At 46.0% G+C, this 14,670-nt stretch carries 14 protein-coding genes and 4 pseudogenes; 12 read left to right on the top strand and 6 right to left on the bottom strand.

Going from position 1 to position 14,670, the window contains the following annotated elements; translation table 11 throughout:
* The first annotated feature begins 122 nt into the window (after positions 1–122).
* Positions 123–2,828, top strand: coding sequence for a hypothetical protein (locus H6F63_RS29590; RefSeq protein WP_199298328.1), 2,706 nt, complete (start codon positions 123–125; stop codon positions 2,826–2,828).
* On the opposite strand, the gene H6F63_RS30755 is transcribed toward H6F63_RS29590, so the two are convergent.
* Complete coding sequence (locus H6F63_RS30755) at positions 2,815–2,946, bottom strand: hypothetical protein (RefSeq protein WP_277876507.1); 132 nt, start codon at positions 2,944–2,946, stop codon at positions 2,815–2,817. The genes H6F63_RS29590 and H6F63_RS30755 overlap by 14 nt on opposite strands.
* Positions 2,933–3,733: pseudogene (locus tag H6F63_RS27960) on the bottom strand (ParA family protein). The gene H6F63_RS30755 and the pseudogene H6F63_RS27960 overlap by 14 nt, the downstream one beginning before the upstream one ends.
* Positions 3,734–4,273: 540 nt before the next feature.
* Between H6F63_RS27960 and H6F63_RS27955 the strand changes: the two are divergent.
* From H6F63_RS27955 to H6F63_RS27940, 4 genes and pseudogenes are all read left to right on the top strand, one after another.
* A pseudogene (locus tag H6F63_RS27955) lies at positions 4,274–5,334 on the top strand (transposase).
* Positions 5,331–5,669: a hypothetical protein gene (locus H6F63_RS27950; protein WP_190640534.1), complete on the top strand. Its 339-nt coding sequence runs from the start codon at positions 5,331–5,333 to the stop codon at positions 5,667–5,669. The pseudogene H6F63_RS27955 and the gene H6F63_RS27950 overlap by 4 nt, the downstream one beginning before the upstream one ends.
* Positions 5,670–5,676: 7 nt before the next feature.
* Positions 5,677–6,060, top strand: a complete 384-nt coding sequence (locus H6F63_RS27945; protein WP_190640533.1) for a hypothetical protein — start codon at positions 5,677–5,679, stop codon at positions 6,058–6,060.
* 7 nt (positions 6,061–6,067) lie between these two features.
* A complete protein-coding gene (locus tag H6F63_RS27940) occupies positions 6,068–6,655 on the top strand; it encodes a YdeI/OmpD-associated family protein (protein ID WP_190640539.1) in 588 nt (195 codons plus the stop codon).
* Between the two features lie 54 nt (positions 6,656–6,709).
* Here the strand turns inward: H6F63_RS27940 and H6F63_RS27935 are convergent, their stop codons facing one another.
* The gene (locus H6F63_RS27935) at positions 6,710–7,597 is read right to left on the bottom strand and encodes a tyrosine-type recombinase/integrase (protein WP_190421871.1); all 888 of its coding nucleotides are present in this window, start codon (positions 7,595–7,597) and stop codon (positions 6,710–6,712) included.
* On the opposite strand from H6F63_RS27935, the pseudogene H6F63_RS31235 reads away from it, so the two are divergent.
* Positions 7,559–7,654 (top strand): annotated as a pseudogene (locus tag H6F63_RS31235) (antibiotic biosynthesis monooxygenase); the annotation flags it as partial. The gene H6F63_RS27935 and the pseudogene H6F63_RS31235 sit on opposite strands and share 39 nt — an antisense overlap.
* Here the strand turns inward: H6F63_RS31235 and H6F63_RS27930 are convergent.
* Both H6F63_RS27930 and pyrC read right to left on the bottom strand, forming a co-directional pair.
* Positions 7,651–8,271: a heme-binding protein gene (locus tag H6F63_RS27930; protein ID WP_190640532.1), complete on the bottom strand. Its 621-nt coding sequence runs from the start codon at positions 8,269–8,271 to the stop codon at positions 7,651–7,653. The pseudogene H6F63_RS31235 and the gene H6F63_RS27930 sit on opposite strands and share 4 nt — an antisense overlap.
* A 179-nt stretch (positions 8,272–8,450) precedes the next feature.
* Positions 8,451–9,503: a dihydroorotase gene (gene pyrC / locus H6F63_RS27925; RefSeq protein ID WP_190640531.1), complete on the bottom strand. Its 1,053-nt coding sequence runs from the start codon at positions 9,501–9,503 to the stop codon at positions 8,451–8,453.
* Positions 9,504–9,884: 381 nt separating this feature from the next.
* Between pyrC and H6F63_RS27920 the strand changes: the two genes are divergently transcribed.
* From H6F63_RS27920 to H6F63_RS27910, 3 genes are all read left to right on the top strand, one after another.
* Positions 9,885–10,496, top strand: coding sequence for a class I SAM-dependent methyltransferase (locus H6F63_RS27920; protein WP_347276844.1), 612 nt, complete (start codon positions 9,885–9,887; stop codon positions 10,494–10,496).
* A gap of 408 nt (positions 10,497–10,904) precedes the next feature.
* Positions 10,905–11,576 carry a DJ-1/PfpI family protein gene (locus tag H6F63_RS27915; protein WP_190640530.1) on the top strand — a complete coding sequence of 224 codons (672 nt, stop codon included), beginning with the start codon at positions 10,905–10,907 and terminating at the stop codon, positions 11,574–11,576.
* 1 nt (position 11,577) lies between these two features.
* Complete coding sequence (locus tag H6F63_RS27910; RefSeq protein WP_190640529.1) at positions 11,578–12,006, top strand: DUF6220 domain-containing protein; 429 nt, start codon at positions 11,578–11,580, stop codon at positions 12,004–12,006.
* Positions 12,007–12,105: 99 nt separating this feature from the next.
* Here H6F63_RS27910 and H6F63_RS27905 read toward each other — a convergent pair.
* A pseudogene (locus H6F63_RS27905) lies at positions 12,106–12,258 on the bottom strand (phage integrase N-terminal SAM-like domain-containing protein); the annotation flags it as partial.
* Between the two features lie 210 nt (positions 12,259–12,468).
* On the opposite strand from H6F63_RS27905, the gene H6F63_RS27900 reads away from it, so the two are divergent.
* The 3 genes from H6F63_RS27900 to H6F63_RS27890 all read left to right on the top strand — a co-directional run bounded on the left by H6F63_RS27900 (position 12,469) and on the right by H6F63_RS27890 (position 14,202).
* The gene (locus H6F63_RS27900; protein WP_190421858.1) at positions 12,469–12,750 is read left to right on the top strand and encodes an antibiotic biosynthesis monooxygenase; all 282 of its coding nucleotides are present in this window, start codon (positions 12,469–12,471) and stop codon (positions 12,748–12,750) included.
* A 283-nt stretch (positions 12,751–13,033) separates the two neighbouring features.
* Complete coding sequence (locus tag H6F63_RS27895) at positions 13,034–13,531, top strand: cupin domain-containing protein (protein WP_190421860.1); 498 nt, start codon at positions 13,034–13,036, stop codon at positions 13,529–13,531.
* A gap of 152 nt (positions 13,532–13,683) precedes the next feature.
* Positions 13,684–14,202 (top strand): DUF1993 domain-containing protein, encoded by a 519-nt coding sequence (locus tag H6F63_RS27890; protein WP_190421862.1) that lies wholly within the window; start codon positions 13,684–13,686, stop codon positions 14,200–14,202.
* The last annotated feature ends 468 nt before the right edge of the window (positions 14,203–14,670 follow it).

Here is a 14,670-nt window from a genome sequence, read left to right as displayed (position 1 = left end):
TTCGCACTCAATCTGTATCGTAGCTATGGTTTCCAAAACATGGCTCAAGCACAACGTCTCGCTGGCTTTAGTCTTAACATACTTAAAGACCTATTTAGAATGAAATAACCCTGGATCCCGATGTGTTACTTCAAAGTGATATATCAACTGCAAGTGAAGCAGACAAGGCAGCCTTAGTTGAGTCTTTACTAGAGTTGCACAATCAAGAAAAGTTAGTGTACCAACCCGGATTTCGGCTCTATGAAAATCTGAATCATTCAGAACTACCAGACCAACTGCATCCCTATATTTGTGATTCGACAAAGAGTATTCACTCACGATATGTAGCAATTGATATTGCAGAAGCATGTAATGTGCAAGCTGTACAGGATAGTCTTATAAATGTGGCTCTTGATGCAAAGCAGCCCTATTGGGTTAGGATTCGCGCAGCAATGGTTATAAATCATGTTGGTGATGAGAAGACTAAAGCACGTTTAAAACCATTAACGGTTGGTGAAGTTGAAAATGATCCGGAGGATAAGTTGAAGGGATATGCTTTGCAAGCTGTGTATCCAGATTACATGACAACAGAAGAGGTCTTTAGTAGCCTTACACAACCCAAAGCAAAGTATATTGGTGGTAGCTATCAGGAATTTATAGCAAGAGATTTTGGGTCGCGTCTCCCGTTGTCTGACCTACCAATAGCACTAAGATGGCTTGAAAAACAACCAGTTAGGCACGAGTTACATTATCCGTTTAGAGAGCTATCTGATGCCATCCTGTTAAAGGCGTGGGAGCATCTTGAAGAACAAGAAATTCTTGAATTGTTTGCCCAAGTGATCTTTATAAGACTCAAGAGATATGATAGTATTTTTGACTATTCACACAAGCCGTCTTTTAAGCAACTACTGGAAGAAAATGATAACAAACGTCGTCAACTCATAGAAGCAGTCATTTACTTACTTCCAGACTCAGAACAAGAGCCTTTATGGTTAGCTGGATACAGTAAGTACAGCCAACTAACACCTCTCAAACAAGATTTCTTATGGTTGATTGAACGCTTGCAAGCATCAAACTCTAAGCATATTCAGAAGATTTATGCCAAGTTAATACGCTGGAAGCTTGATTGGAACAATGCAGACCAAGTGAGTGCCATTCTTATCGCTAGCCAGAGCAACTTAGTTCTGAGATCAGAATTCTCATTAGAATTAGAGCCAATTAAGTTAGGTTCGTCCAAAGCTGAAAAGGCGAAAGCAGAATATTTAAAGATTCAGGATATGCTGACTCCTGAAAACAGGCAAACTTTATTGGAGCCATCCCCTAGAGAAAGAGTTCTTACAGCTTTAAGTCAGTTTGAAAATGGTGAAATAGGTGCATGGTGGCATTTATGCCGAGAAATGACGCTGATGCCAACAAGCACACACTATGATGAACGATTTGAACCAGATCTGACAGCTCTTCCAGGATGGAAAGAGGCAGAGGAAGCAACAAAAATAAGAATCATTGCAGCAGCTAAAGTATATATCTATCAGGGAGAACCGGAAACTAATGCTTGGTTAGGTACTAACTCTTTTCATTACTCTGCATTAGCTGGCTATAAAGCTCTACGGTTGATTTTGCTTAAAGAGCCTGAGTTCATATCCACTATCTCTGCTGATATGTGGAAAAATTGGACATCAATTATTCTCGATTATCCTAACGCTGGTGAAGATAAAAATAAGGAAATTAGACAAAAACTAGTAAAGCTAGCCTATCTGAATGCTCCTGATGAGTTTATCAGAACTTTGATGATTTTAATAAACGAAGAGAACAAACAGCTTGGTTCCATTCACATTACTGATCAGGTAAGGCATTGTTGGGATGAGCGTCTAGCAACTGTAATACTCGATAAGGTTAAAGCTGAGCCACTTACTGCCAAGAGTCTAGGCTGCTTACTTAAAGAACTTCTAATTTATCAAGTTAATCAAGCTAAAACCTTTACCGAGTCTTTGATTTCTATTCCTCCACCTAATAGTGGTGAAGAAAGAGCGAAAGCAATTGTTGCAGCTCAAATGTTGATACTCTATGCCGAAAATGCGGGTTGGTCAGTTGTTTGGAGGGCGATTCAAGAAGACCCTGAATTTGGTCGAGAAGTTATGGAATTTGTATCGTATTCCATCAAATTTGAAGGGAGTGTTGAACAAAGACTCAAAGAAGATTGTATAGCGGAGCTATACATCTTTCTTGCTCAGCAATATCCTGATACTGAAGAATCTCAAGAAAAGAATTCTCAAGATGAAGAACTTAAGGGTGTGGAAGCTTATGTAATGGAATCAGAAGACAGTATTAAGATCTGGAGGGACTATATTCCACAACGTCTTCAGGAACGTGGCACTGCACAGGCATGTGAAGCACTTCGCAAGATTATTCGCACGCTTCCGGAGCTAAAAGATAAGCTGCAATGGAGGCTATTGGAGGCTGAAGCCTTATCTCGTCGCCAAACTTGGAAACCGCTAAAGCCAGATGAAATACTCCAGATTGTAAGCAATAAGCAAATGCAAATGATGAAAACAGTCCTACTCTTGGCAGCAAACCCCAAGAATTCTTCTCAACTGCGCTTAAGCGAGGAAGTGCGAGAGATTGATGAGGGGCTAACAAAGCGATCGCGATATCGAGAGCAGTTTAAGTTGGAATCGAAATTAGCAGTCAGGCAACGGGACTTCTATCGTCATATGCTGGACATCCAGCCTCAGATTGTTCATTTCTCCGGACATGGTGCAGGGGAAGATGGCATTGTTCTAGAGGATGAGACAGGAAATGCAACTTTTGTACAAGCAGATATGCTAGCAAGCATGTTCAAATTTCAGTAAGTGCAGCAGCTTCCTCTTCCACCTCAAGAGAGCGCTTGAGCGAGAGTGAGGCATCGCGGGGAGTTACCTTAGGGCGCGACTTAGATGTAATCAGCGAACGAATGTCAGGATTTGTCATGCCTACCCTCCAACGAATAAATCTTGTCTACTAGAACCTCAATGGGATAAGCCAAATCCTCTTGTCCCATTTCGTGCAGCGTCAGCCCTCAGTTAATCGCTTGCTTGAACTTCTCCGACTCCCGAATCGAGGGCAGCACCAAATCCTCTTCAAACCATTGAGTAGTAATTTGCTTCATCGACTCAATGTTGCTCTCACTCTCCGTCGTGCGGCGCAACCCCACCCAGCGATCGCGAAACGGAACTACACCCAAAACCCTTCCCCCAAACGTCTCATCCTCTTCCTTGAGTTCATTAATCAACTCCAGAGTGCGAATCAACGACTGTAAGCCTTTTACCGAAGCTTCAACCGGAATCATCAACCCATCAGACGCACCAATAACTGTCAGGGAAATTTGCGATCGCTGCGGGGGGGCATCAATCAGGCAATAGTTAAAGAGTTTGCCAACACTCTTGAGCCGTCGTCCTAGTGTCAAAGCACCAGTACCGCTACCTGCCAGATAATCTTGCACCGTGTCGAGAGCATCATCAGAGGGAATCAAAAACAGATTGTCGTACCTCGTCTCGTAAATCCCATCCTTCGTATCGACCTGCTTTTTGAGGACTTCGAGCAGAGTGGGGCTGTCAGGTTCCACAGTGAAACCCAGGAAAGTCGTCAGGCTGCTCTGAGGATCGGCATCGATCGCCAAAACCGTATGTCCCTTCGCGGCTAACAGACGAGCCACGAACAAAACCATTGTCGTCTTCCCCTGACCTCCAGCCAAGGATATGGAGCTGACTGTCTGCATCGTTGAACAAGTGACGCGGTGAGCGTCGGCAGATATTCATTAACTATATATTTAAAAATTGACTTTTTGCAAATATCCAAAATTGAAGAAATGCAAAACTTTTAAAATGACCAATTGTAAAACTGCACTTTTGAAAAAAAGGCAGTTTGCCTGACCGACGCGCCGACGGTCAGCTCTTGGTACGGCGATGGAGAACGATAGAGCTGACAACGGGTACAGCGATTTGGTATCACAGGGGAATGCCTGTAGTTCCTATCCGGTGAGTCTCAATGCGCGACCCTAAAGGAAAATTTGGCTAGACTTGCTGGAAGAGAAAAGGTGAGGTGGCAGCAGCCTTGCATAGTTGCATAGCGAGACAATTGAAGGATGAGCTTTCTGGGAAATCTCTATCTCCTCACATCTTGCACCAGTACAAATGCTCTAGTTGTGAAGCGGTAGCATTCAATGAGAGAAAAGGGCGTGAAACCAATAGATAGCAAGAACAATGTCCACCATTCTTGCCCTTAGCCCTTGCGGCTAGTTTACACCCTGCTCAACTTGATGCGGAGTGCTTACCAACGAGATAGCTTGCAAGCAATATTAGGGCTGTTTTTGCAAGCCCAAGGGCATCCTTTACCGGAGTATTGTCAAGTCAAATCTGCCAGTGCCTTGAGCCGATTTCTCAACGACTACCCCTGGTCAACCCGTCAGATGATTCGACAGGTGCGACAAGCCGTTTTAGCCAAACTGCTGTCCTACCAACCAATAGGACGGAGACCATCTTTGCAGGTGCTCGTTGACTTAACAACTTTGGAGAAACGAGGTAACTTCAAAGCCTTTAATTCGCTCATCAGCGTTCTGGATGGCAAACGGGGGCTACATCTAGTCGTGCTTTACCTGGTGGTGGGGGACTGGCGAGTGCCCTGGAGTTTTCGAGTTTATCGGGATCAAGGCACAACTTCTCCTGCTCAACTGGGCTTGCGGTTGGTACGACGATTGCCGAAAGTCCTGACTCGTCGCTTTCAGGTGATGGTGTTGGCAGATACTGCTTTTGGCAGCGTGGAATTTCTGCAAGGCATTCGTAAGCTCCGATATCATGCCATTGTCGGAGTGCGGCGCGACCGCAGACTCGTTGATGGACGCAAGGTATCTAGTCTGTACAAGCGCGGACAACAAGTTCGGCTCGATGGCTTGCATGAAGGTTGTTTCCATTTCCTGGTTCTATCTCAAGCGCGAAGGCAAGTGGGAGAAACGCTTTGTCCTCTCTACTAAAGCCCTCAAAGCCTGCACTATCAACTGGTGGGGTAAACGTCGATGGCAGATTGAAGGGTGGTTTAAGACCGCTAAGCACCGCTTTGGTCTACATCGCTTTGCTCAGCAAACCAAACTAGGGATGTACCGTTGGCTAATTTTATCCGGGAATTGCCTACCTGTTAGCACACTGGGCTTATCTATCTACTGGGTCTACCACCTTACCAGATTGGGGGCAAGTAGCACAATTGGCTCTCCACACTCTTTTGCCTCAGTTAGTTGTATGCGCTTTGTTAACTGACATTTTACGATTGCTTCCCCTGCTCCAAGGCCAAGGAATTGATATTAAGATTTCTTGGTGCAAGATGTGAGTCTCATCACCAGTCTTTACGTCGAAGGGATGTATCCGTCGAGTTTTCGCGTTGTCGAGGCGGAATCAGAACTGGAAATAGCCCAGCATATGCTTAACCATCCTAGCCAATGGCAGTGGTTTTTAGAGCGGTCTTATCCCAGAGATTGGCAACGACCAAGTTGGAGCAGGGGTTCGGTTTGGGATTGCATTCAAGACCCGACTATGACTCCACAAAGATGGCTGGAATTGATTGATATGGCTGGCGTAGATGGGGATTCTTATGCTCTGCTCAACTCGTTATTTATAAAATCAATGTTGAGCAATTCTCTACTGTCAATACTAACTCTTGGGTGAAAAACGAATGAAATTATCCGATTTATCCCCAGAAGTCATTGAAAAAATTAAGTCAGTGCGATGGGATAGGATTATTGAAAAGCACGAAGGCCCAGAAGATTGGAAGTCGGTTCTGAGATACTACGAACCAGAGTTTTTAGAAATTAAGGGACGTTGGGTGCTTCTACCAGTCGAGGGAGCACATCATCCCAATATCACGATTTTGCGTTCGATTTGGAGTGCAGATGGCAATTCGCTGACAGTGTTTCTTAAAGATACTACCTATGATGACGACCCCTTTTTCTCTGGCTTTATGGCGGTCTGCGATCGCCTGAAGGGAGAAGACTTCTTTCTAGCAATCTTATATCACGAATGGTTTGTTATTGAAAGAGCAGAAATTTTTGAACCCTGACCAACATATGGCGAAATTTGATAACCAACTAGAAACCTTTCATGCCACAGATCGCCAACAATGGCGGGGATGGTTGGAGAAAAACCATCACACCTCTGTCGGTGTATGGCTCATCTACTACAAAGTAAAAAGTGGTAAGCCCAGCATTCGATATAGCGAAGCGGTTAAAGAAGCCTTATGCTTTGGGTGGATTGACAGTAAAGTCAAATCCTTAAACGAAGAACGTTATATGCAAATATTTACACCCCGAAAACCGAAAAGCGTATGGTCAAAATTAAATAAGCAATATATTCAAGAACTCATAGAACAAGGGTTGATGACCCCATCGGGTCTTGAAAAAATTGAAGCGGCAAAACAAGATGGCTCATGGAACACGTTAGATGCGATAGAAGAGTTAATAATTTCGGCAGACCTAAAGCAAGCATTAGACACCAACGAAATAGCCAATCGGTATTTTCATGAATTTAGTAACTCATCCAAAAAGAATATCCTCTTTTGGATTGAAAGTGCTAAACGTCCGGAGACAAGGCTGAGGAGAATTAAACAAACTATAAGTTCAGCCATGCAGAACAAAAATCCTTTGGCACGAGGTTGATACGCCTAAACTCAATAATAAAAAAGTCTGGTTGCTGCTTCCTGGCAATTAAGCTTATTCGACAACAGCCGAACTGATTTCTATGTCCTGATCACTCCTCGATTCGGGGAGCTTTGGAATCGGACTTGCGGGTAAAACTTCCACTGTTATTGGAGCGATCGCTTCTGTCACCTCGTTACCCTCTACCTGATTGACTTGTCCCTCAGAAACAATCCAACTCAAAAATCTCACCGAACTATCCATCGGCTGAACGTGGAGATAAACAGCGACGGATTGGATTTGCGAGTGTCCTAAAGTATGCTGCACTAGATGTAGCGGCGCTCCTCGCTCCAAAGCATGACTTGCGTGGGCGTGTCTCAACCAATGGGGACTGACTGGCGCGTCAATCCCGGCTTTTAGAGCCGCCGCTCGGACAATCCGCATCACCATCGAGCGGCTTAAATGTCCCCCTTTTTTGCGCGAGACAAACACGGGGTCACTAGCACTCGCCGTTCCTCTTAAACGTTCTACAGCCATCCATACTGGAGTCGGGAGCATAATGTAGCGAGTTTTTCCGCCTTTTCCCCGCACCACCAGTTGTCCCCCGCCCTCTTTGGCAACCAGATCGCGCCATTTCAAGCCGCAAATCTCGGAAACTCTCAACCCCGTTGTATAGGCTAACAGCAGCAAAACTTTATTGCGATCGCTCGTAGCATTCTCGATTAATCGCACAACGTCCTGCTGCGTGAGCAACCGTTCGGCTAAGCGATTGCGAACTTTAGGAGGCTTCAGTTTCAAAGCCACGTTAACGGGGCAATAACCCGCTTCGTGGGCAAAGCGAAACAAAGACTTCAACGTATTGACAATCCGAGCCAGGGTGCATGTAGGGATGAGTTCACCCCATGCCAGAAGCCAAACCAAGAGCGATCGCCAGAGTACCAAGAGTGGCGTTCCTTGTTGCATCACTTCTATGACCCGTTCCCAACAGTGGAACACTATGAGGTCGTTGCTTTTCGCTAGCCATCTACCCGACGAATCGGAATTTGGATTTCACTGCGCTTAACAGGTTCGGGGACATAGGGAGCATCGTAGAAGAAGCGGCGAGGTGCGCCGACGACAGTCCACTCTGGGTGCTGCGCTAACCACTCTCGTAACCGTTCTATGTTCTTTTGGTAGCTGGAGTAATCGTAACTGCCTTTTAGCCCAAGGCTGATGACTGTCATGGGTGCAATGTCTTCTACCTGAATGTTTTGTGCAATCTCAGTAGGGTAGATGTCAGTGCTGCGGTAGAGGAATGAAACAAGCGCTTCACCCCGTTCGTTGGGTGCGCCTATCTCACTGGCTTGCAGGGTGCTAACTGGATAACGGGTTTCTACCGGAGCCGTCATGGAGATATTGTTAGAGCTGATGTGGCGATAGAGAGGGTCAAAAGCACGATTCGCTGCCATTGAGAGTTCTCCTGAGTAGCGAACTGTGGCAGAACGGTATGCTGGATATTGTTTGACTTCAATTTGCCCTTCTGGTGTTGGAGAGGGAAATCCTTCTGGTAAGGGAGCAGCAGTAGCACTGTAGGCGAAAAATGCGATCGCAACTACTGCCAGGATTCCTACGGGGAATAGTATGTTCTCTAGCTTCACGGGAACCTCAGAAATTCATCCTATTTTAAGTCTGACAGTTTTTCAGGGGGGCAGGGTTTCACCTTTCTTGCACAGCGCAATCATGCGATCGCAATCCCCTCTCGACACAGTACCTATCTTACCTTTACCCATCAGCTCCAAACCTAAGGAATAGCGTGTCTATAACACGATCGTCCAAATCAATTAGCTTCAGCCATGCTAGCGTCAAGCATTTGCCACGTCATCTCCTGACCTGCCCGTAAGGGCACAAGTCCGGATTCAGTAAATGGAACTTCATCGGGAACGCGCCAGGTCGTTCTGGTCAAGGTAATCTGTTCGGTATTGCGCGGGAGTTGATAAAAATCTGGCCCATAGAAACTGGCGAAAGCTTCAAGTTTATCAAGGGCATCAGCGCTCTCAAAAGCTTCTGCATATAACTCCATCGCGTGCAGAGCCGAGTAGCAACCCGCGCAGCCACAGGAACTTTCTTTGGCATTGCGGGGATGCGGGGCGCTATCGGTGCCAAGAAAAAACTTAGGATTACCAGAGGTTGCTGCTTGCAAAAGTGCTAGACGATGATCCTCTCGTTTCAGAATTGGCAGGCAGTAAAAATGGGGGCGAATGCCACCTTGAAATAGGATATTGCGGTTAAATAACAAATGCTGTGGCGTAATCGTTGCAGCGATATTGTTGGCAGACAGGACATACTGCACAGCATCTGAGGTGGTAACGTGTTCAAGTACCACGCGCAGGTTGGGAAATCGCTGCTTGAGGGGGATCAAATGTCGCTCGATAAACGCTTTCTCGCGATCAAACATATCAACATCTTGATCGGTTACTTCCCCGTGCAGGAGTAAAGGCAGGTCTACCTGCTCCATTGCTTCAAAGACGCGATCGCACTTACGAATGTCCGTCACACCAAAGTCTGAGTTGGTTGTGGCACCCGCTGGGTAATACTTGACCGCTTTGACAAACTGGGATTCTTTAGCCCGGATAATTTCTTCTCGGCTGGTGTTGTCAGTGAGGTAGAGCGTCATCAGTGGCTCAAACTGTTTGCCCTCTGGAATCGCTGCAAGGATGCGATCGCGATAGGCCGCAGCATCCGCTACCGAGCGTACTGGGGGCTTCAAGTTCGGCATGATGATAGCGCGGGCAAACTGCCGCACCGTATGGGGCAGAACCGCTTTCAGTGCCGCACCGTCGCGTAGGTGTAGGTGCCAGTCGTCAGGTCGGGTAATCGTAAGCTTTTGCATCTCCCAATTATAAAACTGCTGGTGCTTTAGCGAGGAACACACAAGCTAACAAAGTCATGTCTTGAGGAGTATTGTGGTCAGGGCGATAGCTGGGTTACAGTCCGCTTTCTGCCTAATCACCTGCTAAGGGATCTTAGGCTGACTCAAGGGGCTAACAAGATAACAACATTACTGAGTTTTTCCACCGAAATTAGTTTTCTAACGTTAATATGCGGAAAACCTTTCCACCTAAATGCCTCAAAAAGGTAATTATGCGGAAATAGTCCATCTAATCATCCCATAAGGGATTTTAGGTAGAAAGAGTAAACCTAATAAATAGTTAGCCTGATTAGATTTTTAGCTATGACTCGGCTTGATTTGACTGTGGGCGAAGAGCCATAAGTGAGAATAAATATGCATCCAGAGGATACAGCCGTTCGATATGATTGTATTGCCCAATGGTGGCAGACTCAGCATCAAAATTCGCTTTATGGCATCGCCCAGTTGGAGCGGGCTATCAACTTTACGCCTAAAAAGCAATTAGCTCTTGATATTGGGTGTGGAAGCAGCGGACGTTTTATTAACGTCCTAAGGGAGCATGGATTTCAGGTAGAAGGACTTGATATTTCCCAGGAGATGATTGATTTAGCCAAACAACTCCATCCAGATATCACTTTCTATCGAGCAGACATCTGCTGTTGGAATCCTCCCAAACTCTACAGCTTGATAGTTGCTTGGGACAGCACGTTTCATTTGCCGCTAGATAGGCAAGAACCTGTTACGAAAAAGCTATGCAAGGCTCTTGAACCTGATGGGGTGCTTATGTTCACATGTGGGGGTGGATATAGACAAAGCGAGGTTTCTGGAACATTTCAAGGTCAGGATTTTGAGTACAGCACACTGGGCGTAAATGCTTTCTTGAAGATTCTGACTGAGCATCATTGTACGTGCCTTCACCTCGAATACGATCAATATCCTAAGAATCATGTTTATATCATTGCTCAAAAGACTTGACCAATTGTTGGAATGAGGTGTAGAAGCTTGGGTACTTACTGTTGTCTACAAAGTACCCTCGCTTCAAAGCGCAGGCTAACACTGTATTGGTGCGAACAGAACGCACCACAGGATTATGCTCAGTTGAGAGGGCAATTCTCAGGACTTTTTGAAGACTCCGATCGCTTGAGAGATGCTGTTCAAAGAAAAAAATTGCCGAGCGTTTCGCTGCAAAATATTAACCAATCTTGGGTGCGACGTGCGATCGCAAGCCCTCTTCATCCTTTACCTGATGAATTTCTTCAAACAAAAGCTTCAAGGAAATTGACATGGAGGAAAAGAGTACTCGATCGAGGACTATGCCTAGCGGGTTGTCATTCCTAGTATAAATATCAGTTCGTCATAAACCCCATTAGGAAATTTGAATTCATGACTCACCCGCAACAATATGTCATTGGGTTGGTCTTTTACCCCGGTATGACAGCACTCGATATCATTGGCCCGCAAACCGTGTTTGCGACTCTGCCAGGTATCCAAATCCACCGCATCTGGAAAACGCTAGATCCAATTCAAACAGATGATGGGATGAGAATTATTCCAGATACCACCTTTGACAATTCTCCGCCTCTAGACATCATTTGTATTGGCGGTGGCTTAGGCCAAAGTGCAATCGTAGACGACCCGGAGATCCTGGCATTCCTGCGGCAACAGGGTAGTATGACAAAATTCATCACTTCGGTTTGTGGTGGATCTGAGTTTCTTGCAAAAGCAGGATTGCTCCAAGGGTACCGTTCTACAACTCACTGGATGTTTCGCGAACAACTGGCAGCAGCGGGCGTTCAAGTCCGTACTGAGCGCGTGGTCATCGATCGCAATCGTATGAGTGGTGGTGGTGTTACCGCAGGAATTGATTTTGGTCTAGAGATTGCCAAAGTCCTTTATGGTGAGGAAACTGCCAAGCTGGTGCAGCTATTAATGGAGTATGACCCCGCTCCGCCATTTGATGTGGGTTCTCCCGAAAAAGCAGGTGCAGAGCTGGTGAATAAAGCAATGGTATATGCAGCTGAAGTATTCAATTTACCAGTCACGCAGGTAGCTTGAGATGATTACAAATCTAGAAAGCGATCGCGATATTGCTACCACAAGCTGGTTAAAACGCGGCTTTTACGCGACTTCCATCCTCTTTAACGTCTGCTTAATTGCTCAGGTGTTAACCGTTGGGGTTGCCTACTTCACCGATCCTAGCTGGTGGAATATTCATGTGTGGCTCGTGCGAGGGTATGGCGGGCTGTCGCTAATATTGCTAGCAGGGGCGTGGTTCGCTCCATTCTCGAACAAAATCCGATCGCTTGCCACCAGTCTACCCGTGCTACTTGGACTCCAGTTTTGCAGCATTCATCTCAAGACTCCTCTTCATTTAGAGGTGCTTCATCCTCTGATTGGATTCACGTTATTCTATGTTTCTTCAAGCCTTGTACATCGTGTATCGCGTGAGGTGTTTAATAAGTCAGAAGTTGTGACTGAGTCTTAGGAGGAATTTGTGTCAATTTCGCGATCGCACTTGCGAATGTTCGTCACACCGAAGTCCGAATTAGTCGTTGCCCCGGCTGGGTAGTGCTTTTTTAGCTTTACCCATCTCCTTTGGATGGCACTGGCACTTATTGTGAAACAGGATGTAGCGGCAAATCCACTGCACGTAGATATCTTCAGTACGGTAGGCGTAGTGCTTGAAACGAAGGGCATCACGCACCTGATTCAGCAATTTCTTAGGAGGTGGCTGCATAGAGATAAGTAGATGTCCTGTTATCTAATAGTCCATCTGCTCGCCTCTGTAAGGAATCTGAAAATATGCCGAAAGATTCTGGCTATTCAGCTTGAGCAGCGTATTATGCGGCAATAATCTGCATAAGTAGTAAATTTGGGATTTTAGGCGGAAAGTTTCAGTCTATTAATAGTTAGGCGTTTCCTCGCGTCTCCTGAAAAAGAAGCCCTCATGCAATATGTTTTAATCATCCACGAAGTCGCTGACTACAAAGCTTGGAAGAAGGTGTTCGACAGTGCCGCATCCATCCGACGCGACGCTGGTGAGCGGTCATTCCAAGTCCTCAGGTATCAGAACGACCCCAACCGGATTGTCCACTTCTCAATGTGGACTTCCATCGACGACGCCAAGCGCTTTTTTGAATCCCCGGAACTCGTCCAAATCCGAAAAGAAGCAGGCGTGAAGTCCCCGGACTTCATCTACCTCGAACAACTCGAAGCAGGAACGCTCTGATGCAACACCCGGAAACGCCTAACCATGCGATGCAGCGAACGCTCCGTGGATGGCGCATGACGTGCCTAAGCACAGCGTGTGACAGCCACTCCGCGTCGCTGATCTTAAGCTTGTTAGGCTACTGAGTCTTCGGTAAAGAGGCAACCGAAGGGCTATCTGTCGATGTTCAGGATTGAATTATTTTGAGGTTTCGATAGGGTGGCAGGTGAACGGTATCTGCGGAGCGGTTTAGGCTTTATTGTGGTGCTCAGACCCTTTGCCAACTTGATAGGAGGACATCAACGTGACTGATGAACAACATTCTCTGCTGAAAGCATCAGATATCAATTCAATTGATGCGTTTGAGTTTCATCATCCGCTTAACCCCAATTCAGAAATTTATTTACGCTTCCTTGGGCGTGCTGTCGGTCTTAAACGCATTGGTGTAACAATTGCTCGCGTACCATCAGGCAAAGAATCTTTCATCTTCCACGCTCACCAGAATGAAGAAGAATGGGTTTACATTTTGTCGGGTCGGGGTATTGCGGAAATTGGAGATGTGGAATACGAGGTCGAGCCGGGAGACTTCATGGGCTTTGGGCTACCTCAACAACCCCATCATCTTCGTAATCCATTTGATGAAGACCTTGTATACCTGATAGGTGGAGAAGCAGGACGCTTTGATGTTGGCGTTTTTCCTCGGCTTGGTAAACGAGTGATTAGGGAGGGTGAGTCAGCCTACATATTTGATGAATCAGCGCTTCAACTTTTTTGGAGCAGCAAGCAATCAACTGAGGATTGATATCTGCTGAAGTGGTCGCGGCATAACAACCCTGGTGCAGCGGCCACTTGTGGAGCTAAATAAAGTGTTGGCAACCGCGGACCAAGAGCGTTAGGCTGAAATTTGTTCTAAGTACAGCTAGGGTTCATAGAAAAGACTTGAGGGATCGCAAAATGCAAAGCCAGAATATAGATTCAATCCGAACCCTCTTTCAAAGCCGCTTAACAACTCTTGAGCATCTCTTGAAGTCAGCTCAGACTCACTTTAATGATGACGAGTCGTTCCTTCAAAAGCGCATTGCAGCTGACATGCTTCCGTTCGGTACACAGATTGCTTTCACCTGCAATCAACCCCACAACTTTGCTCTCTGGTGTAATAGCAAACCTGCGAATAATCTAGATCCAGAGGTCACATCTCTTGCACAGGCATACGAGCACATAGCAAACACTAAGGAACTTCTTTTGGGTGTTAACGCTGAAGATTCAAAGTTAGCTGAGGTGACGCGCATTGACTTGGGTCAGAGCCTCTACGTTGAGTTGCCTGGTAATGCCTACGTGAATGAATTCCTAATTCCAAACTTTTACTTTCATATGGTCACGGCTTACGATATTCTTCGCATGGCTGGTGTACCAATTGGAAAACGAGATTACATGCTGCACTTGGTGCCATTAATCAGAAAGAATGAAGCCTAACTATTCAAATGCAGCGGACGGTCAAGAGTCACTCGCTCTAAATCCGGGATTATTGCCGCCGCTGATTTGAGCTGTTATGCTTCGGAACCAGCAGCGACGTACATCAAGAGGTTAAATCTACTCTATATGCAACTCCACACAATGTTGTGGACAGCTGTTGTGTATTTTGTTTTCTCAGTGCTCTAGGTTGTGATAATGCCCGTACAATTGGGCACCAACAAGAACCCAATTACAGCTTTTTAAGCAGCTTTGACATCAGGGCCTAAAGTTGAGAGCGGCGTTTCAACTTGTCTTAAAACGCGGCTCTCATTTTTGTCTCTGGCTTCTACCCACGTTTAAGATTGCCGCAGGTTAGCTTAGCTGACGCTAGGCTTAGAAACCCCGTGCAGAGCTTGTCGCTTGAACTGCTTTGAGGTCATAGCGATCGCAGTTCATCACCTTGTCCCAGGCTGCCACAAAGTCATTCTA

The sequence above is a fragment of the Trichocoleus sp. FACHB-40 genome (assembly GCF_014695915.1).
GTDB classification, from domain to species: domain Bacteria; phylum Cyanobacteriota; class Cyanobacteriia; order Cyanobacteriales; family FACHB-T130; genus Funiculus; species Funiculus sociatus.
This window is presented reverse-complemented; position numbering and strand designations above follow the sequence as displayed.

Bases quoted from the DNA above. Each gene is read 5' to 3' on its own strand.
- H6F63_RS30755 (WP_277876507.1), bottom strand. From the start codon at position 2,946: ATGACAAATCCTGACATTCGTTCGCTGATTACATCTAAGTCGCGCCCT.
- H6F63_RS27945 (WP_190640533.1), top strand. From the start codon at position 5,677: ATGAAATTATCCGATTTATCCCCAGAAGTCATTGAAAAAATTAAGTCA.
- H6F63_RS27940 (WP_190640539.1), top strand. From the start codon at position 6,068: ATGGCGAAATTTGATAACCAACTAGAAACCTTTCATGCCACAGATCGC.
- H6F63_RS27935 (WP_190421871.1), bottom strand. From the start codon at position 7,597: ATGCAACAAGGAACGCCACTCTTGGTACTCTGGCGATCGCTCTTGGTT.
- pyrC (WP_190640531.1), bottom strand. From the start codon at position 9,503: ATGCAAAAGCTTACGATTACCCGACCTGACGACTGGCACCTACACCTA.
- H6F63_RS27915 (WP_190640530.1), top strand. From the start codon at position 10,905: ATGACTCACCCGCAACAATATGTCATTGGGTTGGTCTTTTACCCCGGT.
- H6F63_RS27910 (WP_190640529.1), top strand. From the start codon at position 11,578: ATGATTACAAATCTAGAAAGCGATCGCGATATTGCTACCACAAGCTGG.
- H6F63_RS27900 (WP_190421858.1), top strand. From the start codon at position 12,469: ATGCAATATGTTTTAATCATCCACGAAGTCGCTGACTACAAAGCTTGG.
- H6F63_RS27890 (WP_190421862.1), top strand. From the start codon at position 13,684: ATGCAAAGCCAGAATATAGATTCAATCCGAACCCTCTTTCAAAGCCGC.